Genomic DNA, 25,115 nt, shown 5'->3' on the forward strand with positions numbered 1-25,115 from the left:
GAGTAAAATCAAAACAGCAGGTTACGGATAATTTATGGATAAAAAACCATTGTTCTCGTTGGTTCTTCCAACCCGAAACAGAGCCTTATTGGTGCAACATTGTCTTGCTTGTATCGCGCAACAAGACTTTGAGAACTTTGAAGTTATTCTATCGGACAATGGTAGCACCGAACTGTGTGAGAATGAATTTTCAGCTTATGCCGTTGACCGACGATTCAGATATGTTCGCCCACCTCACGACATGAATATGTCGGATCATTGGGAATTTGCCTTATCTTTTGCTACAGGGACATACATCACTATTGTTAGTGAAAAGTTTATGTTTCGACCTGACGCATTGTCGGTCTTAGCAAAGGTCATTGCTAAGAATGAACCTGATTTACTGACCTGGCAGTTTGAGCGTTATGAAGTTGTAGGAGATGATTTTGATAATGGCCATTATCATCCTTTGATGAAACCTGTAGCATCGAGCTTTTATGACCCGATGTTGGAGTTAAAGCGACGTTTTAGTTTTGCTACCCCGTCTTTTTATCGGCCACTTAGACATAAAAATAGTTATGGGAAAATATATTCAGGCTGTGTGCGTAACGAAGTTTTAGATAGAGTACGTTCACATTTTGGTAGGGTATTTTCTCCCTATATTCCTGATTTTAGTTCTATGGCTGCTATTCTGAACGAGTCTTCAAGTGCTATTGATGTTGGCCAGAGCCTGATGATGGTCGTTTTTGCTGATAATATATCTAACGGAGATGCCACAAAGATTTCTTTGGCCCAGATGGAGAATTATTTCGCAAGTTATGGTGAGGATGCAGACATATTTTCCAGGCACACTTTGTTCGAAGGATGTTGGGTTGGACATAATAGTTTTATTGCTTATGACTATGACAGAATAAAAATCAAAGCCAGATATGGTCATTTAGTGACAACTGAAATTGATAAAGTTAATCTCTTGAGCTGGATGCTGGCAGATTTTTATGAGGTTAAAGACTTCGGCCATTTTGATAAGAGCCAATTAGAAAAAATATTGATGGCGCACAAGTATGGATTTTCTGCACGTGAGCAATTAATGATCGATAGAAATCTTGAAATGCTAAAAAATGCAGAACCTTGCCCCTATGAAATCTATCATTCAGGATTAGATAAACTCCAAAGCATGCCTGCGGATATGACTCCAAGGACCTTGGCCCGTTATCACTGGTTAGATAAAACCGCACCTCCGAGAAAAAACGTATTGCAAAGAGGAGAGGGAATTCCAGAAGCCGTTCAGTACTTTTATCACTACAATCTAGCCAGTATAAGGCTGCTAGAAGGCTCAGCTGAAAAAATGGCTCAGGGATATGATGGTAACTCCTGAACAATTGTCAGTCACTACCGGCACAGATATTAGTGATACAGCTGTATGTTTGTCTGAATGGTTGTTGCTTAATGAAGGTAAAACAAAGCTTGGTTTTCGTTTGCTTCCTAGCGCAGTATTGAGCCAAATGACAGATCAGCTTGAACAGTTTTCCGGGTATTCTCATCTCGCCTGCATCGGACTGATTAATACCAGCGATGTGTTTTCTTTAAGGCAGCAACAACTGCTGAAGGATCTCAATCTCCCACTTCTTTATCTCTCTACTGAAGACTTTGTCAGTTTGTCTTGGTTGCATATAGTTTTTTTGCAGGAGACAAATTTTGCGAATGATGAGACTTATCCAAAGGATGTTATAAAAATAGGAAGTCCTCATGGTACTGATATTTCTTTAAAAAAGACATTAGTGCATTACGGTGGTTTAATGGAGTTCGATTACATTCTATGTCCAGTCTCATATGCTCCAGTCTTTGATGATGCTTTTATTGGTTTAGTTACCTCTGATCTAAGCTGCCATTCTATGCCTTTCTGTTGCGCTATTCCTTTTGGTATGCCCAAATATGACCGCTTTTTTCAGGTCTGTCAGGAACACCCGGAGCCGGATGCTATTATTTACCACCTGTCTAATCTAAAAATTGAAAACCCGTCAGTAGTGAGTTACATAGCTCCTGTTTTAGAGTTATTGTTAAAGAGTTTTCCACAGCGAAGCGTTATTTTTAGACCATTTCCCGAAGATCTGGAACACCCACTTATTCAACAATTGGTCAGGCAGTTTGGTTGTTTTCCCAATTTCAGATATAGCTGTTCCCCTTCTTACATATCTGATTATGCGGAGGGGGCTGTAATGTTATGCCACAGAGATTATTCAGAACATTTGTTTGTACAAGCGAGCAAGAGACCTATGCTAGTTTTTGATCCTTGTTCTCAATCTGACACAGCAAAGATAAAGATACAGTCCATCGAGCAACTAATACCTGCGTTGTCATCTTTATTAGCAGAAAAAACACCAGTAACTGTGAATAACAAAATATTTAACTCAGGCTGTTCCGTGGAATACTTGGTGTCTCAGTTACATTATATTCTGGACAATAAAAGACACCCACAGTGGCAGTACTTTGAATTATATAATCAATCTCATGTCGATACTGCCGCGGTTATTCAATATCACATGGCTGGTGTGCTGCCTTTTCATAAAACTGCATTACGTGCATTGAAAATATTTCCACATCGCCCTGAGTTCTTACTGGCTGCATTAGAATCATTAGGGCGAACTCCAATTTATTCTAATAGACAGCTGAGTGAGATGTATTGGGAACAAGCATTCCATTTGCTATCGAATGCGAGCACAAAAGCTTTGGATAAGAGCTTTGTGAAAAAACTGGAGAGGTGGTTTTTTAGTCTGCCGACAGATTGTCGTTCCTATTTAGTCAATAGGATTGCTGAATATCCCTCCGACGATTCAATTTTACACTATTTGCTGCAGTTGATTGGAGTTGATCACACATCAGGCAGGCCTATGACTGTTCCACTTTTCATCGCTCAAAGAGATTTGTCAAAACAATTAAATGACGGACCTGTGCTGATTTATGGTGCCGGCGAATTAACCAAGACATTGCTCACAAATCTATCTTTTATGGAACGATTTTGCGTACTTTGTATTGTTGACTCCAGTTCAAAAACTCATGGCAGCAAAATTTTTGAATATGAAATTGAACCACCTGAAAAATTGGTAACATACAGTGTGCCAATTCTCATTTGCTCAAGAGCTTATGCCGAAGAGATCGACTACTACCTCAGGCGGCAGCTCGGCGTAGAAAATTCAATTTACGTGTTGCATTAGAGTTTTTATCTGCAAGAACACATATAGAACGGTATGTTATTTTTATTTAATTCAATAAATTGATGACGTTAGACTACACTTTTAGCGTAGGACTATGGCAGCGGAGGCTTGATGACTAAAGCGGTAATATTGGCTGGTGGACTAGGCACTCGGATCAGCGAAGAATCACATTTGCGGCCTAAACCTATGATTGAGATTGGTGGTAAGCCAATTTTATGGCACATCATGAAGATTTATTCTGCTCATGGGATCAACGATTTTGTGATTTGCCTCGGGTACAAGGGATATATCATCAAAGAATATTTTGCGAATTATTTTCTGCATATGTCTGATGTTACTTTTGACATGGCTTCTAATACGATGGAGGTTCATGAGAAGCATGTTGAGCCCTGGCGAGTCACATTGGTTGACACAGGAGAAAATAGCATGACAGGAGGGCGCTTACGTCGCGTGAAGGACTATGTCGGTAATGACACGTTCTGTTTTACCTATGGTGATGGCGTTTCTGATATTGATATAAGAAAGACGCTCGCGGCTCATAAACAAGCTGGAAAAATAGCCACGGTAACAGCTATTCAACCACCAGGTCGCTACGGTGCTTTAGATATCCAAGGGAATGCAGTACAACGTTTTCAAGAGAAGCCCGCAGGGGATGGAGCATGGATTAACGGCGGATTTTTTGTGCTGGAACCTCAGGTTTTTGATTACTTACATTCTGATGAGGATGCGTTTGAAGCAAAGCCTTTAATGCAACTTGCCGAGGATGGACAATTAAATGCGTATCAGCATGATGGTTTCTGGCAAGCAATGGACACCTTACGTGACAAAAATCAGCTTGAAATTTTATGGAAAAACAATGAAGCTCCCTGGAAACTGTGGTCATGAAATTGTTTGGACAAACCTTTGCAGGTAAAAAAATACTTCTGACTGGGCATACTGGGTTTAAAGGCAGTTGGTTGGCACTGTGGTTAAGACAATTAGGTGCTACTGTTTACGGTATATCCTTACCTGCTAATACCCATCCTTCTCATTTTCAGCTTAGCTCTCCTGATTGTAATGGGGCTATGCTAGATATATCGAGTAAAGATCTGTTACAACAAAAAGTCGCTGATTTCTCTCCAGAGCTGGTGTTTCACCTCGCCGCTCAGCCTTTAGTTCGTTTGTCTTATCACCAGCCAGTAGATACATGGCAAACCAATGTGATGGGGACTGTAAATTTATTAGAGGCTTGTCGTCATTCTTCTTCGGTTCGGGCAGTGGTTGTGGTCACAACGGATAAAGTTTACGAAAACGTCGGACAGCGTCAAGGCTATGTTGAAACAGATCCTCTAGGCGGGCACGATCCTTATAGCGCTTCCAAAGCTGCTTGTGAGCTCGTAGTTCAGAGTTATCAGCGCAGTTTTTTACAACAACAGGGCATTTTGCTGGCCAGTGCAAGAGCTGGTAATGTTATAGGGGGAGGTGACTGGGCTCAAGATCGATTGATCCCTGACGTAATCCGAGCCTGTCAGCAAGGTTCCCCTTTATTAGTAAGGCACCCTTTTGCTATCAGGCCCTGGCAACATGTTTTAGATTCATTATCTGGTTATTTATGTCTTGCTGCAGAACTTTTGCAAGGTAAGGAATCCTTTGCTACAACGTGGAACTTTGGACCTTCACCAGAGGCGACTCAGGATGTTGCTACTGTACTTTCAGAAATGAAAAAATTCTGGCCCGAATTAACCTGGAAACAGGATCTGGCAGCATCAGTAAAAGAAGCACAAGTACTTACTTTAGACAGTAGCAAAGCCAATACTCTGTTGGGCTGGACGCCAGTGTGGGATTTTCAGAAAACTGCAGAGCAAACAGCATTGTGGTACCAGAAATATTATCAGCGGCAACAAGTGATTAGCATACAGCAGTTGGCTTTGTATAGTCTGGACGCAAAACAACAAGGTCTGGCATGGGCACTCAATTACAATTAAACAAAACTTCTATTACAGGAGTGTGTGAAGTTCGTTCTTTGCGTGGGCAAGATGAACGTGGTTCCTTTGCACGATGGTTTTGTCAGCATGAGCTTGAACAGGTGCTGCAGGGGTTGACTATAAGGCAAATTAATCATTCGCTGAATACTAAAGCTGGGGTGGTACGTGGTTTACATTTTCAGTACCCGCCCGCAGCAGAACATAAACTGGTGCGCTGCATCCGTGGTGAGGTAATGGATTTTATTGTGGATTTACGCGCTGGATCTGCGAGCTTTTTGCAGCATCTGAGTATCCGATTAAGGGAGTCTGACGATCTTATGCTGCTCATACCGCCAGGTTGTGCTCATGGCTTTCAGGCTCTGGATGATAATAGTCAGTTGCTTTATCTGCATACCTCTGATTATCAACCCGGTTTTGAAGGCGGTTGCCGGATTGACGACCCATGTCTCAAGATCCATTTGCCGTTGCCGATATCAACAATATCTGAACGGGATGCCAGTTTTGTTTTATTGGCTCCAGACTTTAATGGGATCCATGTATGAAGTGTCGGCATTGCCATCACAGTTTAGATTTGTCTCTGGTGGATTTAGGTTGTATGCCTCCCTCCAATGCCTACTTATCCAGCACAAGTGATTTTTCAAAGGAACAAAAGTATCCACTTAAAGTTAAGGTTTGTCAGCATTGTTGGTTAGTTCAAACTGAAGACTTTACCCGTGCAGATGAACTTTTTACCGAAGATTATGCTTATTTTTCATCGACATCTACCAGTTGGCTCCAGCATGCAGCAGCTTACGTACAAAAAGCCATTAGTGACCTGCGGTTAAATTCGGCAAGTTTTGTGGTGGAGTTGGCCGCTAACGATGGTTATTTACTACGGAATTTTCAGCAGGCAGGTATTCCTAATCTTGGTATTGAACCTACTAAAGCTACTGCAGAGGCAGCTCGCTCTTTGGGACTTACTATCATCTCTGAATTTTTCGGCCAGACCTTTGCAGCTGACTTGGTTAATCAGTATCCCAAAGCAGATTTAGTTGTCGCTAATAATGTGTTGGCGCATGTGCCTGATATCAATGATTTTGTAACTGGTATCGCCATCATGTTGGCAGATCATGGAGTTTGTTCTTTTGAATTTCCACATTTACTGAATTTGCTGAACGAGCATCAGTTTGACACTATCTACCACGAGCATTATTCCTATTTATCCTTGTTGTCAGTTCAAAAGATTTTACTGCACTCAGGGCTAAAGGTTTACAAAGTAGAACAGTTGCCGACACATGGCGGTAGTTTGAGAGTTTGGGCTTGTTTGGCTGAGGCGGAAAAAGTAGTAGAAAGTAGTGTAGAGGCTATGCTGCAACAAGAAATTGAGTTCGGTTTGGCTGATGCTGATGTGTATCGAAAGTTCCAGCAGGAAGTAAATCAAATCGCTGATGCTTTAAAGTTCTTTTTACAACAACAGCATCAAGCCGGGCGTAAGGTTGTTGCTTATGGTGCAGCTGCAAAAGGTAATACTTTATTAAATTATGCAGGTATTGGTGTTGAGCTGCTGCCTGTCGTATTTGATGCAGCCCGCTCAAAACAAGGCAAGTTTTTACCAGGCAGTCATATTCCTATCAAGCATCCGGAAGAGTTACCTGATTATAAGCCTGATTTGGTGTTGGTGCTGCCTTGGAATTTATCAACAGAAATCAGGGCTCAGTTAAAGCCACAACTGGCTGATTCTTGTGAGTTGATTGTCGCTATTCCCAGGTTAAAGTATTTATGAAAGTGCTGCTGACGGGAGCTACAGGATTTATCGGAAAAGCTTTTTTGAGCCTGTTAAGCCGCCATCGAATTCCAGTTGTTGTACTTGGACGTCATTCGCCTGAACCTTCACCTGATGTTAGCTTTATTCCTTGTGACTTGTTAAATGATGTTGATTTGAAAGAAAAGGTCATACAGGCCAAGTGTTCGCACTTGGTCCATTTGGCTTGGAATGTTGAGCATGGAGAATTTTGGCATGCTGCAGATAATCTGGACTGGGTCGCAGCGACTTGTCGGTTAACAACGTTATTTCGTCAAGCTGGCGGTGTCGCTGCTATATTTGCCGGTTCATGTGCAGAATACGGTCGTAGCGATCAGATATTACTAGAACATCTGGACTATGGTAACCCTCACACGCTTTATGGTGTGGCCAAAGACTCAGTAAGGCGTCTGGTGATGTCATTTGGTGAAAAACACCAGCTGAGATGCAGTTGGGCGCGGATTTTTTTACCTTACGGGCCATGTGAAGAGCCGCGTCGTATTGTGCCTTCTGTGCTTACTGCCTTGTCAGGTCAACGTACTCCCTTTGCTACGGAGCTAGACAGCAAACGTGACTTTATTCATGTAAGAGATGTTGCTGAGGCTTTATGGGTTTTACTGCAGGTTGGGGAGCACGATGTCTACAACCTGAGTTCTGGTCAGGCAACTTCTATCTCTGAATTGATCCAACAAATGGCGGAGCTACTCAGTACAGATGCTTCCGCTTTTCTCGCTTTAGGAAAGCCTGATACTCCAGCCTTTCCAGTTTTGGTCGGGGATAATTCTAAATTATTAAAGCTTGGCTGGCGCCCGGAGCTTTCTCTATCTGCGGGCCTTAGCACCATCATTACGGGATCGAAAATGTTATGACTACTCATTGTCCTCTATGTTCATCCAATGATCTGGAAAGCTTTATACACAGGGCTCAAGTGCCCGTGCATCAAAATTTGGTTATGACATCAGCTCAAAATGCCAAAGCTTGCAACAAAGGTGACCTTGATTTTAGTCTGTGTGGCCACTGTGGTTTTTTGTTTAATCAAGCTTTTGATTTATCTGTACTTTCTTATGGCGACAGTTACGATAATACCCAGAGTCATTCGCAGATGTTTGAGCGCTATATGGACGACCTCGTTTATGATTTAGTTGAAAATCAGGGCGTTCGTAACTGTACCGTGGTTGAGGTTGGTTGTGGCAAAGGCGTCTTCCTCAAAAAGTTGATTAGTTACCCGGGGGCCAATAATAAAGGGATAGGTTTTGATCCGAGTTATGTTGGTGATGCAGAGTTTTTTGATGGAAAGTTAAAGTTTGTCAAACAATTTTATGATGCAAGTTGTGCTGAAGTATCTGCTGATGTGGTGATTTGTCGTCATGTCATTGAGCATGTTCCTTCACCTTTAGAGTTGCTACAAAGTGTCCGTGCCGCTATATCTAAGCGCTCTCATGCGAGGATTTTTTTTGAAACACCTTGTGTGGATTGGATTCTGGCAAATAAGGTTGTGTGGGATTTTTTTTACGAGCATTGTTCATTATTTAGTAAAGAGTCGCTTTCAACCGCCTTTGAAATGACTGGTTTTCAAGTTACGGACGTGCGTCATATATTCGAAGGACAATATCTTTGGTTGACGGCTGTACCTGCTAACGACCTACAACCTCAGTTTTCGCCTCTTTTGACGTTAGACTTGGCGCAGCGTTATAAAAAAGATGAGGCCGCATTATTGAACCGTTTAGCTGTGCTTGTCGGGCGACTGAATCAAAATGGTGGTGTGGCCTTATGGGGGGCGGGGGCGAAAGGCGCAACTCTGGCTTATTTATTAGATCCAAATGCTAAAACTATTAGCGCTGTTATTGATGTTAACCCGAATAAGCAAGGTAAATTTCTTCCGGGGAGTGGTCATCCAATCATTTCTCCTGTCAGTCTGAAGACTTTGGATATACAAAATGTTGTTCTTATGAATCCAAATTACAGAGTTGAAATAGAACAGCTGCTCTCAGAATTACAGATCACTATCAATTTGCACGAATGGAGTGCGTCATGAAACTAATTTTAGATACAGATGAAGCGACCTTAACCACAATAGATGGGAGTGGTACAGCTGTATTACCTCTTTATTCACGCGAGGCCTTTGAGGCTCTCTCAAGGCAATGGGTCAGAGTGGGGTGGAACCAAAAGTATCAATACAGCTTCAGTTGGTTTGGTCGTCCCGTTATTCAATTGCCTGAGGACATGATCCGAATGCAGGAAGTTATTTATCAGTTAAAGCCTGATGTGATTGTGGAAACTGGAGTTGCACATGGTGGCTCCTTGGTTTTTTACGCGAGCTTGATGCAGGCCATAGGCAAAGGTAAAATCATTGGAGTAGATATCGAAATAAGACCGCATAATCGCCAAGCGATTGAGGAACACCCCTTAAGTCATCGCATCACTTTGCTCGAAGGCAGTTCTACTGAACCTGAAATCGTATCTCAGGTTAAATCTCTGATAAAACCCGATGACGTTGTATTGGTTATATTGGATTCAGATCACAGTTATGACCATGTGACTGCGGAGCTTGACGCTTACTCCTCGTTGGTGAGCAGAGGTTCGTATATCGTGGCAACCGACGGAATTATGTATGACCTCGCTGATGTTCCACGTGGTAAGGCGAATTGGGTGAAGGACAATCCAACTTGTGCTGCGGCTGATTTTGCCGCAAGAAATACTCAGTTTGTAGTCACTCAGCCCGTTTGGCCTTTTAATGAAAGTGAGTTGCTTGAGAATATTACCCACTGGCCCGGCGCTTGGTTGCTGCGAAAATAGACAGGGTCCTACGGCAGTAAAGGCTGTTGCTCCAGTTAGACTTTATGTTTTGTTAGGGTGCTACTAATGACAGATATCAACTTCAATTTGCTTGCAGATGAAGATTCTAAACAACGGTTTCAAGAACATTGTAAGTTGCTTCAGCAAAAAAGCTACGTGCAAAATTTTTCAACTATTGATGGTCAGTTAAGTATTTATCGTCATCCCGAAGTAAAAGTCCGACGAGCAGAGCAGATTGTTTCAATCAACCCGCATCTAGGTGGGCCCCTAAAACACTTTGTTCAGGCAGCAGGTGCTCAAGCTCGCATTCATTGCTTTGAAGAGCGCAGTAATCAGTATTCGGCGTTATGTCGGAACTTGTTACATTGGCATATTGAACCTTACGTGGTTCCTGTTTGTGCTGGAGTATGGTCTGAGACAGGTTTGCTAACGATCAATCATATGGGGCACAGTGGGGCAATGTATCTTCCTGAGATAGTGGCCGCAGCCTCAGCTGACCGGTCTGCAGTAAGAGATGCTTATTATGCTTATAAACTTGATGATTATTTAGCATGCCAAAATTTCAGGCCTAGTCTTATCGAGTGTGGTCGTCCTGGTTTAGCGTACGCCATTATCCAAGGAGCGAAGCGGACAATCCAGCAGTTGAAACCAAGGCTAATACTGGTTGACTCTCCGTCTTGTAGCTGGCTTCACGACGTTAAAAAATGGGTTCCTGAATACCGGGTGTTTTATAGCGAATGCGGCCGGAGAAAATCAGGCGCTTTTCTTTTGACTTTGTAAGTCTTTTTTCTAAGGATTGGATATGGACAATGAACTGTTTCAAAAGTGCATTGATGAGCTGCCTGTTGCTCCTCTTATTAGTGTAGCTGCGTCGAATTGTCAGAATTTGAAAGTGATTGTCGCAGGAGACGCCTCAATAGCATTATTTGTTGCAAATGAAGTCAAATTGCACGGGGCTGAGGTATTAGGTGTACTGACAGAAGAAGATATTTCTTGCAATTATCCATTGTTAAGTGATTCAGATCTGCAGGCGGGTCTCTATTTTGATCTGATACTATTTACTGGTGATTCGGCATTAAGAATAGCAGAGAAATATAGAACTATTCGATATAAATCAGCAATTTATAAGTGTGAACTAAAATCTTTCTCTGAAAATATTGAGCTACTTTTCGACCCGAAATCAAAGAGAGTTTTGTTTCAACAACAGCAACTTCTGAACCAGAATTTCTACATTGAAGGCTTTTCTGATGAAGCCGGTGAGCAGTACGCTCATCCGCAAGTTCATGCTGTCCCTGGAGAAAAAGTACTGTGTATCGGCCCCTACTTGGGTAAACCTTTGCAAGCTTTTGCAATGAGCGCTAATAACTCGTTCACTGCCCATTGTTTGGAGGCTAATCCTTTTACTTATGCCGAGTTATGTATAAATATCATCAGTTGGAAGATGCAGCACCAAGTGCGCCCCGTCTGTGCCGGTGCGTGGTCATCTACTGGCATGGTTGCATTCGCTAGTGAAGGACATACTGGCGGTGGAGTTGTATTAGCTTTGGATGAGCAAAAGCCAATAAAACCAGGGGAAATAGATCTTGCTATCTTTGCTTACTCGCTAGACGATTATATTAAAGAATCAGGTTTTGTTCCTACTCTGATTGAAAGTGGTCGTATTGGCATTGCATATGACGTAGTGGTCGGTGCACGTCAAACTATTCAGGAATCCAAACCTAAGCTTATATTATTAGATTTTCCGGACTCCAAAGTCCCAGCTTTGCTGAAACAATGGGTTCCAGATTATAAGGTTTTTTACAGTGAATGTGGCAGAGTAACGTACGGTGTATTTTTCTTCACTTTATAGTAAAAAAACAAGCCAGAATCACCAGGCTTGTTTTTGTAACAACTGGCTCAGTTTTAATTTGTTCCGAATGACGTCAGACATTTGTTCATAGTTGTGAAGGTCTTGTACACTGTCTACCTCAAGCCAACCATTCTGATGTAATGATGCCTTCACCTCTATACCCATATCAATAAGCCTTTGAACAAAATCTGTCATATACATTGTTTCACGAAGCTTAGTATCTAAGGAGTCATAGATGCCTCGGATGACAGGTTGTATTGCAGAACTAAATTTCAGTAGCCCTATATACTGAGCCTGGGCCTGATTTATATTGGTCATTTTTTTACCCAGTTGACTGATGCTTAATGTATCAGAGTTAAATATAAAAGATTCTGCGTCAGTAAGCGGATCCTCCATTCTAAGCTTCCATAGCGATTGCCAGCTTAAATCTGCAGATATCGTAATTTCAGCTTCTGACGCAATCATCTGTTTTACAACTTCTGTAGTGTAAATAATATCTCCATAACAAATCAGAACATCTTGCTCGCCATTTAACCAATCATCAGCTTGCATCAAAGAATACAGCATGTTCGTTGATTGATACTTCAGATTATTAAAGGTAGTCAGTTGATAGGGCAAAAATTGTTCCGCGCAATAACCTGTGACTACAGCTATATCTGTAATAGCGGAAGCACGCAATGTTTCCAGTTGATAGTCGAGTAAAGGCTTATCCAGAAGATGAACCAGTGCTTTGGGACAATGTTCTGTATATGGACGAAGACGGGTGCCCATACCAGCAGCAAGGATAATAGCGCGCATTTACTTAAATACCTTTTGAATGAATTCAATGTCATATGAACGGAACGGTTCAATACGTTCAGGGTGCCACATAATAGCGTTGATAGGCAGATGCTTATGAATGATACCTTTGACAACTCCGTCGCTTGCTCTAGCGAAACATGACCAGTGCTCGTTAGTTTTCGTTGTGGCAAAATGATGATAGCTATTGACTTGATGCACTTCATCACCAATGTGCACGGACTGCTGAGAGCTTACATGGCCTGTCACTGGTTCGAGTGATTGACCAAAGTGTTGCTGCAAAAATTGCATTCCTCTGCAAACACCTATAGTCGGAATGTTATTGGTAACCGCATATTCCACCAACAATTTTTCTGTCAAATCACGTTCTGGTGAATCTCCACCACAGCTCTCCAAAGAGTTTCCTCCCGTCAGAAGTAATCCGGACACCTGATACAATGTCATGAGTTTTAGTGCCACTTCCGCTTGATTTGGAAGTAGTAGAGGCAAATATCCTGCTTGGTACAAAAAGGCTGTCCACCGTTGGTCCAACGCGTCGCGTCTCTCTTTGTAAATTGGAATAACTTCCACTCTCTGGCTTACAGCAATAACTCTCATTGTATCACTGCCACTTTTTTACTATGGCAATCTAACTGAAGAACTGTGGCTTGTTTCCAGCAGTTGTAGAGCCTCTCTCCTGCACCTATGACTGCAGGGATTCCCAGCTCCGCTGCTCTGATTGCCATATGCGAATTGCAGCCCCCATATTGTGTAACGAGAGCCGCGATATGTTTTGAAAATAACCAATCGTAACCAGGATCTGCAGCTTCAATAAAAACAATTTTTCCCGAAAGATCTGCATACGGGTCTGCTTCGCAACATGAAGCTATTACAGACAGATTGGTGATGAAATTAGGCTCCCCAGGGAGCATCTGAAAGCAGCCAGCTTCAGTTGGATCGGTAATAAGCACAGGTAATTTGATCCATTGACACAGTGCATGATAGTCCTTGCCCAACTGAATAGAGCTACGAAGTGTTTCTTGCGCGCTGAGAGTTGTGGAGTGAAGTTTTAATACATCTTTGATATCAGTATAGGCAAGTTCTGTTTTAGTAAAGCCAAGTTGCAGCCCCAATTGTTCTATACACACCAGTGTATCACTTAAACTTTTGGTAAAAACAAATTTGCTATATTCTCTGGCTTCAATTGCCTTTTTTATAAAGTTAAACAAAGCTATGGCATCCACTTGAAACCCGGCTTGTTGCAACGCTTGATTTAAACTGTTTAGTCTGCTTAAAGAGATACTAAATTCTCTGGAGCTATTTTGAGAACACTCTCCACTTTGTGCAGAGCTAAAGTAAAGTTCAGGTGCTTCATCATAACGCGCTGACAAAATATCGTATGTACCGGGCCGCAGGTGTCCGTATTTATTTAAAAAGCTCGATCTGTCGAGCTTTTCGTGGTCATGTACTAGTTCAGAACTCACAGTGTTAAGGCTCAACAGAAATTGTTTGTGCTCCGTTTCCGACAACAAACCGTAACCTTTCATCGAGTTCAATAATTGTACGGCAATAAAACCAGCTCTTGCTAAACCAGCGAAAGCCAATGTTCCATACCTTTTGCAGTCCTCAAGTAACCAATATATTTTATCCAATTTATTTAAATCGGAGTTCAGGATTCGCTCTTGTCGTTGCTGTAAAGATTCAATGCTTTTCAAGTCACTCTGCCAGACTCCGCTTTGATCAGCAATTATCGAATTCGTTAGCGCCAATAAGGAGGAACTGATCTGTTGTAGATCTGTGGGACTAAAGCCTGCATCCAGTAACTCGTTTAGCCGCTCTTGCAAGTCAAAACTATAGCAAGAATAAACGACTTGGAATTCCACTTTGTCATGCAGATGTGGCTGCTGTTTTAGCTTGTTAAGGTAGAAGTTAACTAAGCGTTCAGCCAAGCCTGTATCAAGAGTTGAAGGAACAAATGAGTTAAAACTTACTCTGATATCAATATAAGGAGTGCCACCCAAAACGAGTAGCAAAGGAAAGCCTCTTAAATCTCTGTAACCATAGTTAAATCGCTGCACTGCCCATATATGATCTGTAATTAATTCTTTATATAAAGAAAGAGCCAGAGGTTTGGGTTTGATTCCTATAATCTCTGCCGGATTCCAGTCTGGCATGACTCCATATAAACCAGTTGCACCCAGTAGATAAGGGTGACGCTGAGTCAGACGGTGTAATTTTTTGTAGATACAACGTTGTTCTAGCTGGTAAGCCGTAACCGGTAGATCCCGTAGTGATCGAGTTTTTAGCGGCCTGACTTGAAATAGGTAAACAATGTTGTCTTTAATTGCGAATTCTATGTCTAAAGCAGTATCGGGGTAATAGGGCTGCAATTGCTTGTACAGGTCTATTAACTGTTGTAGCCAGATTTGGCTGACAACGCTCTGATGTGCGACGACATAAGTGGAGCCTTCGCTGTCACGTCCTGATGTGACTGAATCAGTGGAACCAGACTGGTCAACGCTGATTACGTAGTAGGGGGCTCCTGTACTTGGATCCTGCGAGAACATTACGCCTGCATAATCTGGCTGTTGCAACATAGGCTGAATAAATACCTGATCTGCGGAGTGCTGGCGTTGGTAAGACCTAAACACCTCGTCCACACTCTTGATCAGTGAATCGCTTATTGCATCAACATTCAGCAAAGATAAATAGGCTCCTGCCATACTTTGGTCATGTTTATCTTCGTCACTAGCGCTTGAGCGGACAACATAAGGGGGACTGAGTTGTTGCAGCACCTGATGAACAATAATGTCACGCTTTTCAATCCATTGTTCAAAGCTACAAACGACTTGAGGTAGTACTGATGCTGTTGTCAGTCTTGTTCGGAAAAACTCCAGTGTTTGAGCTTTGCTTAATTTCGACATATTTGTTGAGGCTGTATTATTCAATCTTGCCTCCAATCTGTTCAGGACCAGGAGTGTTGAGAAAAGCGTCAATGATCAAATTCGCTACCAATGTAATTTGTGCTTGATCACCGTCATTGTCGATCAGCAAATCTGGAGTCAGCGGCTCTTCGACATGTAAATCCATACCTACCATCTCATGGCGTTGCCCATGTTGGTGCTGCCGATACAGTACTTTAGGATCTCTGCTCCGACGGGTTTGTTCTAGAGTCCGTAAATAAACCTCAAAATAACCGGGAGTATGAGTACGATTCCACTGCTGTACTTCATGGAACATACTTATAGTAGGTACAATCACAATATGTCCTTGCGATGAAAAAAGCGATGCAAGCCGAGCATAACGATAAGAGCCCATCAAACGGGATTCATTGTCAAAACCCCAATGCGGGTCGGCAATAGCGGCTCGTATCTGGTCTCCATCCAACATTACAGGACACCGACCTGTGGCAATTAGATGATTTTGAATTATGGCTGCAATAGTTGACTTACCAGCTCCAGATAATCCAGTTAACCACAGCACTTTGCCCTGAGTGCCAGTTTTACAGTTCAATGATTCCAATCTCTTTGTCCTTATCAAATGAGCCTATTGTCTTACGTAAGGCAAGAGCTCTCAGCACAGGGTGCATAACATAACAAGGTCTGCTACTTGGCGCTTGGACGGGCAGTTGTTGCTCAGAGGTGGGTCTGATTCCTGGCTTTAACGTGTTATACAGACAACGAGCACGTATCCAAGGATCAAGAATCTGATCAACAAACCCGGGACTCAATCTCTCCTTTGGCAAATTAACCTTGAAATGACTAATATGCAAAGCTTCACCTGCATCCAGTTCAGGTGTCATCCAAAACGAGCTTGCAGCCAGACTTTGATCACAGAGCAAGCTATAATAGAAACAGGTACTTCCTTTTACTTGTGGTAACTGGCCCGGATGCACATGTAAAAACTTGTGACCGTGCTCAAATAAATGCTTTTTGATAATACCACCACCGCTGAAAAGCCAGCGTTTTATGCCGCTTTTATTAAGCTGCTGTAATAATTCTGTATCGTTGATGGATTCAGAATTAATCATCTGAACCTTAACTTTATGCTCTGATAAATAGTGCTCAAGATGATAATCAGGATTAAAAAAAGACTGTGTAACCCACTCTGCATCTATATCTGTTGCCAGTTTAGGACGTTTAGTGTTCTGCATCACAATAATCAGCGCTGGGTCTAATTGTAGCTTGTGCAATACTTGTAAATAAGCCCAACTCCGCATCCCGGGGAACAGAATAAAGCCAAAGTTTTTCATATTAGAATTCATTCAGGGTTGTCATAATTGAAAATTCGCGACGAAGCACCATGCTCAGTTGCGAGGGGACTAGCTCTGTTTGTTGAAATTTACTAATTAACAAATCAAGCATTCTGATAGCAGTGTTCAGAGAATTCCAATCGTTTTGAATCTCAAATTCTTCTAATAGTCTTGCTACCACTTGAATCATCAACTGATCAATAGCTTCATTCGACAAAGCTGCTATTACCGGATTCATAGCTAATCGAATATCTGATTTGAGTACAAAACGTTTTTCTAATTGTCTTAATAATTTGGAATCAATTTCAGGCAAGCGTTCTGGTACTGGTAAAAGTGGTGCTTTTTTATCGAGTTTTGATAAGGCTTGCACTCGGGACTTGAAGTAATTTTCTAATGTTTGGCTGAGACTGAACACAGGCACTTCACTTTCGTGCTTACCTTGAGAACCAGGTTGAGGGGAAATGAGGTCTCGGTTCTGTTCCATTAGTACACTACTCTTTAGTCAAAGAAAAAATGGGAATGTTGAATTTAATTACAGTATCTTATACCTACCTTTGTTTCGGCACACTAGTATCGAACTTTAACTACGCGAAAATTTTAATTTAGTTTTAAACTTATGGGTCGATAAACAAAGAGCTACGGATAAACGGCAGGTGATGTGGTTCTGATGAAACGAGGCAGCATGGATCTTAGTATTATTATTACTGTTTATAATCAGCAGCATTATTTGGAAAGAGCACTACTCTCTTGCCTCAGACAGCATATAGAGGCGCTTGAAATCATAGTGGTAGACGATGGTTCAGAGCCAGCTATTGTATTACCATCCTTGGATGTACCTAGTCATGTAACTCTGCGTTTACTCAGCAAGAGTAATGGCGGTGTCGCTTCTGCGCGTAATTTGGGAATTAGTGAAGCCCAAGGCCATTTTATTAAATTTCTTGATTGTGATGATGAGTTACTTCCTGAATGCTGTTCTCTTCAACTCTCTTCACTAGAACCTTCCCGAGCTGAATTATCTATTATTGGTTACAAGGTATTGCAAGCTGATAAATGGGTTCAAGGCATTCCAAAATTCGACACACTTTTACAAGCTCTTTTCCAGGGGAATGTAGCGCCTTTACATTCTTTCATGTACAGGACCGAAGATGTTCGAATGGTGGGAGGTTTTGACGAAACCGAAAGAACATTGCAGGCTATGGAAGATTACGATTTTAACTTTAGGTTGGCGTTGGCTGGTGTCAATGCAGTTACAGTGCACCAAACTGGGGTTTTGTATCATCGACTTGCAAATAGCCGTTCCTCGAACACCAACAAAGTGCATAGTGCCAATGTCCGAATACTGCTGAATGCGATTGAAACCGTTGTAATGAGTAGGTCGAGACAGGTTTGTCTGTTAGATTTGTTACAGGGGATTGCATTACTGGCTGTTCAAAGTCAGGATTTTTGTAGTTTCATTAAAATACTACCTTCACTTCGCCAAATGGTGGTTGAGTCATCGCAATTGATGGTGTCTAAATTTTCGCTTCAGGTGCAGAGTCGCCTTGAACTTGCAAAACATGTTGATGAAAAAGAGTTTTGGATATTACAGAAGCAGCTATTGTCTGAAGTGAAACTAGATCCATTACAAAGTTTATCTCCGCCGGGTTATGCTCTGCGCCCAGCCAGTCCTCCTTTAGCTGCTCATTATTTTGACGGAGTGTTACTGGCAAAGGCTTTAGCCAAAGCTTCGGGAAGTAAAGCTCTTTGGTTGTGGGGAACTGGAATGTGGGCAGACTATTGGTTAGGAATGTTAGGATCTTTTGGCGTTCAGCCTGTCGGTTTTATTGATAGTTTTGTATCAGATGATGGTACTACATACAAAGGGCTGCCTTGTCTTGGATTATCAAAAGTCCCTGATCATTTGATTGAGCATGTCATTATATGTTCAAGAGATAGTTACTTTACAATAATGCATATATTGTCCGAGCGTCAGTTAGATCATCGAATTTTGCATTATGTGACAATATAGGGCGGGAATTATTTAGCTGGAGTGAATCATGAAGACGGTCTTAACCTACGGTACCTTTGACTTGTTTCATATTGGTCATCTGAATTTGCTCAAACGCGCCCGGGAATTAGGCGATAAGCTGATTGTGGCTGTGTCCACTGACGAGTTTAACGCCACCAAAGGCAAAACTACCTTGATGCCATTTGAGCACAGGGTGGAGTTAGTGCGCAGTGTGCGTTTTGTCGATGAAGTCATTGCCGAGTCAAATTGGGAGCAAAAAATCAGCGATGTGCAGCAGCACAAGGTGGATGTGTTTGTGATGGGTTCAGATTGGCAGGGCAAGTTTGATTTTTTAAAGCCCTACTGTGAGGTGGTGTATTTACCCCGTACCGACAATGTCTCGTCTACTGAGCTGAAAAAAGCCATTCAGGTCTTTATGCAGCTGAAACGGGATTTCCTGGATTGATACAACGTGAAGCCAAAGACTGGCAGGGCCAACGCCTTTATATAGCACCTGATAATCCTGCAGGTCGAAATCTTGCGCTTGTGCTGCAACAGCAAGGCGCTACTGTGCTGGGTATGGTGGATAACCTGAAGCAGGGGCCTGATGTCTGTAATCACGTCTCGCAAAGTAAACCTCATGATGCGGTGCTGATTGCTCTTAGTGATTATCAGCAAAAAATAGCGCAAGGCATGCTGGCGAATGGTTTTATCGCCAGAAAAATCTGGTGTTGTACCGGGCAAAACCCGTTGCAGTTTAAACCTTACAAAACGGCTTCTGCGCTGAAAAAACTCAAAACCCTGATGCATGACGTGATGGCCTCCTTGTTTGACCTTTTACCCAAGGGACCTGTGGTCTATTACGCCGAAAAGTATGCCGACAGCAATGTGCTGGTGGCTTTTGCTGAACATGATAAGCTGGGTAAGAACGCCTATTTAGTGGTTAAAGATGCCCAGCGGTGTTTTCATCCGGCACAAATCGATTCGCCATGGCAAGTACGCTGGCTGCTGCAACGGGCTAAGGTGCTGGTGCTGGATCATGAGTCTACCGATCCTGTGTTTAACCGCATCCGCACTCAGGCTAAAGTAGTGCAGCTGTGGCATGGTTTACCATTTAAGCATTTAGCGGGTAATAAACATTTTGCACACATTCTGGACGAAGCTTTTGTCTCCAGCTCCAGCTGGTTTAATCAGCAGATTTTCCCCGGCATGTTTAAAGCAAAACACTATCTGGATTTGGGGTATCCACGTAACGATGCCTTGTTGCAGGCATCACCACAACGTTGCTGGCATAACGCTTTGCCGCTGTCACAATTACAACAGCTGCGTGCTGGTAAAAAACTTATAGTCTTTATGCCCACTTACCGTGATAACGGCCAGAATGAGCACCCCATTGATTGGCCTGAACTTCAGCAGTTTCTTATTCAGCACAACGCGGTATTTGTGATGAAAACTCATCCTTTTTTGGCACCTTTTGATGAACTGCGTCAGCAAGAGGGCTGCGATCGGATCTTCCACTACCCTGGGCGTTTTAATGTTTATCCCTGGCTGGCGGATGCAGATTTGTTGATCACTGATTACTCCTCTGTGGCGTTTGACTTTTTGCTCTGTAATAAGCCTGTACTGCATTTTATGTATGACATCGATCAGTACGCTAAGGTGCGGGGACAGTTTGCCATCGCCAAAGAGGATTTTATTGCAGGAAGCGTGGCTGAGAATTTTGAGCAGTTGTTAGAGCAGATGGCGTTGGATTTAGAGTTCGACCGTTTTGCGTCAAAAAGGCAGGCCTTGCAGCAGAAGTTCAGTATGGTAAACACTGAGGCTTGTCCTGCGCTTATTGATTATTTAGAACAACTTAAACAGCAGCCTTAAAAAGAGCACTGCACCTTACGACTAAACTGCTCTATTAAATTCACGCCATCCCAATCCGGGCTAAAGCTTAATGCTTGTCCAACCGGCATCACCCTATCAATACCTGTATGTGCAGTCATCAGCCAGTTTTGCAGCACATTACTCTCTATGCCCCAGACAGTTAAAGTCTGATGCGCCTGAGTCAGCATAGGGTTTAATTGTGCAAGATGTGAAAGCTGTAGCTCGAGGAATAAACCACAGCCCTGATGTTGGTCGATAAACACAGGCTCTAGTGTGTTGACAGCAACACGGGAAATACTTTGTTGCTGAGTCAGCATCAGCTGTTGTTCACTGCTCATAATCAGCTGCTGCGCAGTGGCTAAGGCCTGATACTGCTCGCTGCTATTGAGTGGCTGCTTTTGCTCTATAAGCTCCGTTAAAGCTGGCCAAAATCTTTGTTGTGCTTGTTGTACTTGCGCTGCTTCACCCAACCATAGAACAGCTTTGGCCGAAGAGCAGCCTTGTTGAGCGAAAGTGAGCTGGTCGCGATAAAACAGCTGCACCAGCTGCTGCAACTGCTCGTTATCGGCAGCAAGCGCGGCTTCTGCGCCTAATAAGCATAAAGAGAATTTATGACCAAAACTTAGTTCACGGGCATGGGCTGGCATCATTAGTTGGCGCTGTGCCTGTATCGCCTGATCCGAACCCCACAATACCCGGCCATCCACTGTGTTAATCAGGCTTTTTAATTCAGCGCTGTCATAACTGCATTGCACCAGCTGAAAACGGGCGTTTTGCGTTGGGAATATTTCGGTAAGAGCACGAATTTTTTCTATCAATACCCCAGTGCTGCCACCGCTTCGACTGGATAAACGAATGACGTTTTTATTGCCGCAAAGCAAACTTAAAATACCTGAGTACACAAATAAGCTGTCCACATTGGCGGGAGCGCTATGAAACACCAAACCTAAAGGCTGGCGGATAAAGTGGCTACTTTTATAAGGCGCCAACAAGGGCTTTAAATTAGCCTGCCGTAACCAGAAACCCAGGGCTATTAAATCCGGAAAATCCCGGCTTTGGGGAGCTTTTAGTAAAGCTTCAGACAAGTCCTGACAATAAGCAAAATCTTGTTCAGCAAAAGGCTGCTGCAGTTCTGCTTTAGTGGTTGCAGGGTTTAAGATAGTCCAGCTCATACTGAGGCTTCCGGCTTTGCTGAGGGAGAAAAAGTATCACTACAACCCCGGGCTTCAGCCTGAGGTAAGCGGCCTAAAATATGGAAATATTTACCCATACGGCCACAAGGGCAGTTGTCTTCGCCTAACAGCACAGCCCTGTCTTCTGACAATAAGCTATGGCCAGGATAACTGCGTGGCAAAGTGGAGATTAACTGCAATACACCTTCTTCACCCACAGCGGCTGTCTGCCAGTTGCCTGGTGTACGCACCAGTACATCAGCGTAACTGGGGCAATGCAGATGGCCTTGTTCGCATTCGACAAAAATAGCACCAACTTGCTCTACCATGCCGTAAAAGTTATGCACTTTGCTAATACCGGTCTGTTTCAATACCTGCTGTTTAAAGGTGGTATTTTCGACGGCTTGGTCCTGTAGTTTTTTCCAGCCGCCACTATGCAGTAATACCGCCTGTGGCAACGAAATAGTTTTTTGCTGCTGTTTTAATTGCTGAATAAAAAACTGCCAGACCATAAAAGTAAAACCAAAAACAAAGACAGGGCCGTCGTCAAACTGCTGACAAAACTGCTCCACAGCGTCAAAGTTAATGCTCATATCGTCATTGAGTGCATAACAATGATTGCGGCCCATAAAGGACAGGCCCTGAATACCGGCGCCGCGGGCGGAGAAATTGCTGCGATCTTTAATCACGCCAGGATGGTCAATAATCAGCATTGGCAAGCGGGCTTTGCCCAGCCAGTGCTGCATAATTTTTACCAGAATTTTTGACTGAATGGCCGCTGTGGCGCTGTCGAGCACAATACGGGATGGTGTGCCTGTAGTGCCACTGGAATACAGCACTTTAAACACCTCTGCATCCGGCACGGATTGCAGTTTTAACTGCTTAAATAGCCGTACCGCCAGATAAGGCAGTTGCTCTGTGGTGTTTGATGGGGTTTGCAATACATCTGACCACTGAGCTTTCAGCAATTGCTGATAGGGCTGGCAGTGTTGTTGATGATGTTGCGTCAACTCGTTGAGCTCCATCATCAGCAACGGCTGTTTTTCGGCCGCATATAGGCTATAAGGCTCACGCTCAATTAGCATGCGAACTCTCCGTTGCAAGCTGCAACAGCGCCTGATAATCGGCTTTGCCATTGGAGAGCACAGGTAACGCATCCAATTGCAGTATTTTGTATAAAGCAGGATGCAGTTGCAGTTGTTCGCGTAAAAGCTGTTGTATTTGTTCTGCCAGTGCAGGTTCTTGTTGTGTGTAGGCCACGACTAACAAGTCGTCCGTACCAGCGCAACAGACAGGGTCTGTTAAAACTGAAAGTTGTTGCTCCAGATGATCCAGTTGCAGTCGCTTGCCCTGAATTTTCAAAAAACGGCTTAAGCGCCCGACAATACGGTACAAGCCATTGGGCAGGCGCTCTGCTAAATCACCTGTGCTTAATTCAGTTAAAACGCCGGTACTGGTTAAGTCATCAGCACAGCTGGCATAACCTAACATCACATTAGGGCCACGGTAACACAGCTCGCCTTCAGTAAAATCTTCGGTGATCAGGTTTTTCGTACCAGGATCCCGCAGCAGCAATTCGCCTCCGGGAATAGCCTTACCAATACAATCGGCATACTGCTGAATGAGTTTCGGCGGCAAATAAGCGATACGGGCTGTGGCTTCGGTTTGGCCATACATCAGATAAACCGGCTTTTGCAAAGTGCTGGAGAGTTGCTGCACATAGTCAGTCAGGCTGCTATTGAGTTTGCCGCCGGCTTGTGTCAAATAACGCAGCGCAGGGCGGGGCATACGCTCCAGCCGCAACTGACGATACAACTGATAACTAAAAGGCACGCCCTGTAAGCTGCTGATATGAAAATCCCGGGTTTGTTGCCAGAAGTCTTTGCTCATTATAGGTGCTTCGGTCAGTAAGATGGATGCACCCTGGTATAAATGACTATTCAGCACCGACAAGCCATAAGAATAATGCAGCGGCAGGGCAGTGATGGCCGTATCTGTGCTCTCTATCGGCAAGTAGTCACAAATAGCGCGGGCATTGGCTTCGATATTCTGCAGGGACAACATGACGGATTTAGGCGAGCCGGAACTGCCTGAGGTGCTGAGTAACAAAGCACAATCGGACCGCACTTTTTGTTGACAAGCGGTCAACTGAATTTCACCGGAGCTTTGGATTAGCGCAGCAATTTGTAAGCGCTCAACTAAAGCTAAAGTTTGGCTATCTGCTAAATCCGGCGCCAGTAATAGTAGCGCTTTGCCACAACGAAGTGCAGCCAGATAAGCCACTACTGCAGATAAAGTGGAGCTAAAGCGCAAGGCCAACAAAGAGTGTGCTGGCACCACTTTGTTTAAAGTGCCGCTGTACTGATCAGCTAGTTTTGCCAGCTGCAGGTAGCTGATAGTGCTGTGATCAGGTAAACGAAGCGCAATAGCTTCACCAAACAGCTCTAATCTGTGAGCAAAACTCAGGCCCTTCATAAACTAAAACCACCATCTACAGCCAGAATATGGCCAGTGATGTAACGCGCGTCGTTTGAGCATAAAAATTGGATCACAGCTGCTACTTCATTGGCCTGACCTAAACGGCGTAAGCTGATTTGTGCTGTCAGTTGTTGTCTTTTATCTTCGTTGTAATGTGCTGTTAAATCAGTTTCGATAAAACCTGGGGCTACCGCATTGACCCGAATACCAGTGGGGCCCAGCTCTTTTGCCAGCGATTTAACCAAAGAGGAAACGGCACCTTTACTGGCAGCATATACTGCCTGACCGGCTGAACCAGACTCTGCCACTTTGGAGGACAATAACAATAGGTGTCCGGCTTTATGGCGTACCATCAGTTTGCTGGCAAGCTGACAGAGCTGCACTGTGGCGGTAACATTTAATGCCAATAACTGGTCCACATCAGCCAAACGGGTCATGGTCAATAACGAATCCTGCATCTGGCCTGCACAGTGCACCAGATTGCTTAGGCCTTTGTTTTGCAACTCAGTGTGCAACTGGCGAAATAAAGCGGTTACAGCATCACGGTCTGTTAAATCCACCGTATGAATGGAAACCAAGGCACCTAAAGCCTGACACTCCATCTGCACTTGTTTCAATGCTGCTGCATCACGTGCCACCAAAATCAGTTCATGACCTGCTTTGGCCAATGCCATGGCTGTTGCCCGGCCTATGCCACGACTGGCACCTGTAATAAGACTAACAGGCGCTTGCTCCGACATTAAAATGCAACTCCGTATTTGCCCAGTATGGCTTTGGCTTGGGCGACCGAACTCATATCAATAATATCGTCGGTATCCAGCATGACATCAAAGACGTTTTCCAGCTCTGCAATCAGCAGCATATGAGCCGTCGAATCCCATTCTTTAATACTGTTGTAGGCTAAATCGTCATGGATTTGAGTGTCGGCCACTACTAAAGCTGTCGCAAAAGCGGCTGTGAGTTTGGCTGTATTGGTTTGAATTAGATCGTTGCTCAT

25 protein-coding genes are annotated in these 25,115 nt (G+C 43.5%); 14 read left to right on the forward strand and 11 right to left on the reverse strand.

The window, feature by feature from the left end:
* Window positions 1-34 precede the first annotated feature (34 nt).
* The 11 genes from LSG34_RS09260 (at window position 35) to LSG34_RS09310 (ending at window position 11,580) form a co-directional block, all read left to right on the forward strand.
* The gene (locus LSG34_RS09260; RefSeq protein WP_233008736.1) at window positions 35-1,354 is read left to right on the forward strand and encodes a glycosyltransferase family 2 protein; all 1,320 of its coding nucleotides are present in this window, start codon (window positions 35-37) and stop codon (window positions 1,352-1,354) included.
* Window positions 1,338-3,191, forward strand: coding sequence for a hypothetical protein (locus LSG34_RS09265; RefSeq protein ID WP_233008738.1), 1,854 nt, complete (start codon window positions 1,338-1,340; stop codon window positions 3,189-3,191). Before LSG34_RS09260 ends, LSG34_RS09265 begins: the two co-directional genes overlap by 17 nt.
* Before the next feature lie 111 nt (window positions 3,192-3,302).
* Window positions 3,303-4,076 carry a glucose-1-phosphate cytidylyltransferase gene (gene rfbF / locus LSG34_RS09270; protein ID WP_233008740.1) on the forward strand — a complete coding sequence of 258 codons (774 nt, stop codon included), beginning with the start codon at window positions 3,303-3,305 and terminating at the stop codon, window positions 4,074-4,076.
* Window positions 4,073-5,155, forward strand: coding sequence for a CDP-glucose 4,6-dehydratase (gene rfbG / locus LSG34_RS09275; protein ID WP_233008741.1), 1,083 nt, complete (start codon window positions 4,073-4,075; stop codon window positions 5,153-5,155). The genes rfbF and rfbG overlap by 4 nt, the downstream gene beginning before the upstream one ends.
* A complete protein-coding gene (locus LSG34_RS09280) occupies window positions 5,134-5,697 on the forward strand; it encodes a dTDP-4-dehydrorhamnose 3,5-epimerase family protein (protein ID WP_233008743.1) in 564 nt (187 codons plus the stop codon). The genes rfbG and LSG34_RS09280 overlap by 22 nt, the downstream gene beginning before the upstream one ends.
* Window positions 5,694-6,917 carry a class I SAM-dependent methyltransferase gene (locus LSG34_RS09285; protein ID WP_233008746.1) on the forward strand — a complete coding sequence of 408 codons (1,224 nt, stop codon included), beginning with the start codon at window positions 5,694-5,696 and terminating at the stop codon, window positions 6,915-6,917. The genes LSG34_RS09280 and LSG34_RS09285 overlap by 4 nt, the downstream gene beginning before the upstream one ends.
* Window positions 6,914-7,804 carry an NAD-dependent epimerase/dehydratase family protein gene (locus tag LSG34_RS09290; RefSeq protein WP_233008747.1) on the forward strand — a complete coding sequence of 297 codons (891 nt, stop codon included), beginning with the start codon at window positions 6,914-6,916 and terminating at the stop codon, window positions 7,802-7,804. The genes LSG34_RS09285 and LSG34_RS09290 overlap by 4 nt, the downstream gene beginning before the upstream one ends.
* A gap of 83 nt (window positions 7,805-7,887) precedes the next feature.
* Window positions 7,888-8,970 carry a class I SAM-dependent methyltransferase gene (locus LSG34_RS09295; protein WP_233008749.1) on the forward strand — a complete coding sequence of 361 codons (1,083 nt, stop codon included), beginning with the start codon at window positions 7,888-7,890 and terminating at the stop codon, window positions 8,968-8,970.
* A complete protein-coding gene (locus tag LSG34_RS09300; RefSeq protein WP_233008751.1) occupies window positions 8,967-9,731 on the forward strand; it encodes a cephalosporin hydroxylase family protein in 765 nt (254 codons plus the stop codon). The genes LSG34_RS09295 and LSG34_RS09300 overlap by 4 nt, the downstream gene beginning before the upstream one ends.
* A gap of 66 nt (window positions 9,732-9,797) precedes the next feature.
* Window positions 9,798-10,511 carry a class I SAM-dependent methyltransferase gene (locus tag LSG34_RS09305; protein ID WP_233008753.1) on the forward strand — a complete coding sequence of 238 codons (714 nt, stop codon included), beginning with the start codon at window positions 9,798-9,800 and terminating at the stop codon, window positions 10,509-10,511.
* Between the two features lie 22 nt (window positions 10,512-10,533).
* Window positions 10,534-11,580, forward strand: a complete 1,047-nt coding sequence (locus LSG34_RS09310; protein WP_233008755.1) for a hypothetical protein — start codon at window positions 10,534-10,536, stop codon at window positions 11,578-11,580.
* 18 nt (window positions 11,581-11,598) lie between these two features.
* Here LSG34_RS09310 and LSG34_RS09315 read toward each other — a convergent pair whose 3' ends face one another.
* From LSG34_RS09315 to LSG34_RS09340, 6 genes are read right to left on the reverse strand one after another with little or no spacing between them, the layout of a single operon-like run.
* The gene (locus LSG34_RS09315) at window positions 11,599-12,378 is read right to left on the reverse strand and encodes a phosphocholine cytidylyltransferase family protein (protein ID WP_233008757.1); all 780 of its coding nucleotides are present in this window, start codon (window positions 12,376-12,378) and stop codon (window positions 11,599-11,601) included.
* On the reverse strand, window positions 12,379-12,975 hold the full coding sequence (locus tag LSG34_RS09320; RefSeq protein WP_233008759.1) for a gamma-glutamyl-gamma-aminobutyrate hydrolase family protein: 597 nt from the start codon (window positions 12,973-12,975) through the stop codon (window positions 12,379-12,381).
* Complete coding sequence (locus LSG34_RS09325; RefSeq protein WP_233008761.1) at window positions 12,972-15,305, reverse strand: PEP/pyruvate-binding domain-containing protein; 2,334 nt, start codon at window positions 15,303-15,305, stop codon at window positions 12,972-12,974. Before LSG34_RS09325 ends, LSG34_RS09320 begins: the two co-directional genes overlap by 4 nt.
* Window positions 15,298-15,879: an adenylyl-sulfate kinase gene (locus LSG34_RS09330; RefSeq protein WP_233008762.1), complete on the reverse strand. Its 582-nt coding sequence runs from the start codon at window positions 15,877-15,879 to the stop codon at window positions 15,298-15,300. The genes LSG34_RS09325 and LSG34_RS09330 overlap by 8 nt, the downstream gene beginning before the upstream one ends.
* A complete protein-coding gene (locus tag LSG34_RS09335; protein WP_233008764.1) occupies window positions 15,860-16,609 on the reverse strand; it encodes a hypothetical protein in 750 nt (249 codons plus the stop codon). The genes LSG34_RS09330 and LSG34_RS09335 overlap by 20 nt, the downstream gene beginning before the upstream one ends.
* 1 nt (window position 16,610) lies before the next feature.
* Entirely contained in the window at window positions 16,611-17,093 is a 483-nt protein-coding gene (locus LSG34_RS09340; RefSeq protein WP_233008766.1) for a hypothetical protein, read from the reverse strand.
* Window positions 17,094-17,276: 183 nt separating this feature from the next.
* Between LSG34_RS09340 and LSG34_RS09345 the strand changes: the two genes are divergently transcribed.
* From LSG34_RS09345 to LSG34_RS09355, 3 genes are read left to right on the forward strand one after another with little or no spacing between them, the layout of a single operon-like run.
* A complete protein-coding gene (locus LSG34_RS09345; RefSeq protein WP_233008767.1) occupies window positions 17,277-18,617 on the forward strand; it encodes a glycosyltransferase family 2 protein in 1,341 nt (446 codons plus the stop codon).
* A gap of 28 nt (window positions 18,618-18,645) precedes the next feature.
* Window positions 18,646-19,062, forward strand: coding sequence for a glycerol-3-phosphate cytidylyltransferase (gene tagD / locus LSG34_RS09350; RefSeq protein ID WP_233008769.1), 417 nt, complete (start codon window positions 18,646-18,648; stop codon window positions 19,060-19,062).
* Window positions 19,059-20,468: a CDP-glycerol glycerophosphotransferase family protein gene (locus LSG34_RS09355; protein ID WP_233008771.1), complete on the forward strand. Its 1,410-nt coding sequence runs from the start codon at window positions 19,059-19,061 to the stop codon at window positions 20,466-20,468. The genes tagD and LSG34_RS09355 overlap by 4 nt, the downstream gene beginning before the upstream one ends.
* Here LSG34_RS09355 and LSG34_RS09360 read toward each other — a convergent pair.
* Genes LSG34_RS09360 through LSG34_RS09380 form a run of 5 tightly spaced genes read right to left on the reverse strand, consistent with a single transcriptional unit; the run spans window position 20,465 to window position 25,115 of the window.
* Window positions 20,465-21,640 (reverse strand): acyl-CoA reductase, encoded by a 1,176-nt coding sequence (locus LSG34_RS09360; protein WP_233008773.1) that lies wholly within the window; start codon window positions 21,638-21,640, stop codon window positions 20,465-20,467. The two genes, LSG34_RS09355 and LSG34_RS09360, sit on opposite strands and share 4 nt — an antisense overlap.
* Entirely contained in the window at window positions 21,637-22,725 is a 1,089-nt protein-coding gene (locus LSG34_RS09365; protein WP_233008774.1) for a LuxE/PaaK family acyltransferase, read from the reverse strand. Before LSG34_RS09365 ends, LSG34_RS09360 begins: the two co-directional genes overlap by 4 nt.
* A complete protein-coding gene (locus LSG34_RS09370; protein WP_233008776.1) occupies window positions 22,715-24,115 on the reverse strand; it encodes an AMP-binding protein in 1,401 nt (466 codons plus the stop codon). Before LSG34_RS09370 ends, LSG34_RS09365 begins: the two co-directional genes overlap by 11 nt.
* Window positions 24,112-24,858: an SDR family NAD(P)-dependent oxidoreductase gene (locus LSG34_RS09375; RefSeq protein WP_233008778.1), complete on the reverse strand. Its 747-nt coding sequence runs from the start codon at window positions 24,856-24,858 to the stop codon at window positions 24,112-24,114. The genes LSG34_RS09370 and LSG34_RS09375 overlap by 4 nt, the downstream gene beginning before the upstream one ends.
* Window positions 24,858-25,115 carry an acyl carrier protein gene (locus tag LSG34_RS09380; RefSeq protein WP_233008780.1) on the reverse strand — a complete coding sequence of 86 codons (258 nt, stop codon included), beginning with the start codon at window positions 25,113-25,115 and terminating at the stop codon, window positions 24,858-24,860. Before LSG34_RS09380 ends, LSG34_RS09375 begins: the two co-directional genes overlap by 1 nt.

The sequence above is a fragment of the Rheinheimera faecalis genome, from assembly GCF_021290965.1.
GTDB lineage: Bacteria > Pseudomonadota > Gammaproteobacteria > Enterobacterales > Alteromonadaceae > Pararheinheimera > Pararheinheimera faecalis.

What these genes read in the sequence shown, in the direction of transcription:
- LSG34_RS09260 (WP_233008736.1), top strand. Translation starts at nt 35, where the DNA reads ATGGATAAAAAACCATTGTTCTCGTTGGTTCTTCCAACCCGAAACAGA.
- LSG34_RS09265 (WP_233008738.1), top strand. Translation starts at nt 1,338, where the DNA reads ATGATGGTAACTCCTGAACAATTGTCAGTCACTACCGGCACAGATATT.
- rfbF (WP_233008740.1), top strand. Translation starts at nt 3,303, where the DNA reads ATGACTAAAGCGGTAATATTGGCTGGTGGACTAGGCACTCGGATCAGC.
- rfbG (WP_233008741.1), top strand. Translation starts at nt 4,073, where the DNA reads ATGAAATTGTTTGGACAAACCTTTGCAGGTAAAAAAATACTTCTGACT.
- LSG34_RS09280 (WP_233008743.1), top strand. Translation starts at nt 5,134, where the DNA reads ATGGGCACTCAATTACAATTAAACAAAACTTCTATTACAGGAGTGTGT.
- LSG34_RS09285 (WP_233008746.1), top strand. Translation starts at nt 5,694, where the DNA reads ATGAAGTGTCGGCATTGCCATCACAGTTTAGATTTGTCTCTGGTGGAT.
- LSG34_RS09290 (WP_233008747.1), top strand. Translation starts at nt 6,914, where the DNA reads ATGAAAGTGCTGCTGACGGGAGCTACAGGATTTATCGGAAAAGCTTTT.
- LSG34_RS09295 (WP_233008749.1), top strand. Translation starts at nt 7,888, where the DNA reads ATGACATCAGCTCAAAATGCCAAAGCTTGCAACAAAGGTGACCTTGAT.
- LSG34_RS09300 (WP_233008751.1), top strand. Translation starts at nt 8,967, where the DNA reads ATGAAACTAATTTTAGATACAGATGAAGCGACCTTAACCACAATAGAT.
- LSG34_RS09305 (WP_233008753.1), top strand. Translation starts at nt 9,798, where the DNA reads ATGACAGATATCAACTTCAATTTGCTTGCAGATGAAGATTCTAAACAA.
- LSG34_RS09310 (WP_233008755.1), top strand. Translation starts at nt 10,534, where the DNA reads ATGGACAATGAACTGTTTCAAAAGTGCATTGATGAGCTGCCTGTTGCT.
- LSG34_RS09315 (WP_233008757.1), bottom strand. Translation starts at nt 12,378, where the DNA reads ATGCGCGCTATTATCCTTGCTGCTGGTATGGGCACCCGTCTTCGTCCA.
- LSG34_RS09320 (WP_233008759.1), bottom strand. Translation starts at nt 12,975, where the DNA reads ATGAGAGTTATTGCTGTAAGCCAGAGAGTGGAAGTTATTCCAATTTAC.
- LSG34_RS09335 (WP_233008764.1), bottom strand. Translation starts at nt 16,609, where the DNA reads ATGAAAAACTTTGGCTTTATTCTGTTCCCCGGGATGCGGAGTTGGGCT.
- LSG34_RS09340 (WP_233008766.1), bottom strand. Translation starts at nt 17,093, where the DNA reads ATGGAACAGAACCGAGACCTCATTTCCCCTCAACCTGGTTCTCAAGGT.
- LSG34_RS09345 (WP_233008767.1), top strand. Translation starts at nt 17,277, where the DNA reads ATGAAACGAGGCAGCATGGATCTTAGTATTATTATTACTGTTTATAAT.
- tagD (WP_233008769.1), top strand. Translation starts at nt 18,646, where the DNA reads ATGAAGACGGTCTTAACCTACGGTACCTTTGACTTGTTTCATATTGGT.
- LSG34_RS09360 (WP_233008773.1), bottom strand. Translation starts at nt 21,640, where the DNA reads ATGAGCTGGACTATCTTAAACCCTGCAACCACTAAAGCAGAACTGCAG.
- LSG34_RS09365 (WP_233008774.1), bottom strand. Translation starts at nt 22,725, where the DNA reads ATGCTAATTGAGCGTGAGCCTTATAGCCTATATGCGGCCGAAAAACAG.
- LSG34_RS09370 (WP_233008776.1), bottom strand. Translation starts at nt 24,115, where the DNA reads ATGAAGGGCCTGAGTTTTGCTCACAGATTAGAGCTGTTTGGTGAAGCT.
- LSG34_RS09375 (WP_233008778.1), bottom strand. Translation starts at nt 24,858, where the DNA reads ATGTCGGAGCAAGCGCCTGTTAGTCTTATTACAGGTGCCAGTCGTGGC.
- LSG34_RS09380 (WP_233008780.1), bottom strand. Translation starts at nt 25,115, where the DNA reads ATGAGCAACGATCTAATTCAAACCAATACAGCCAAACTCACAGCCGCT.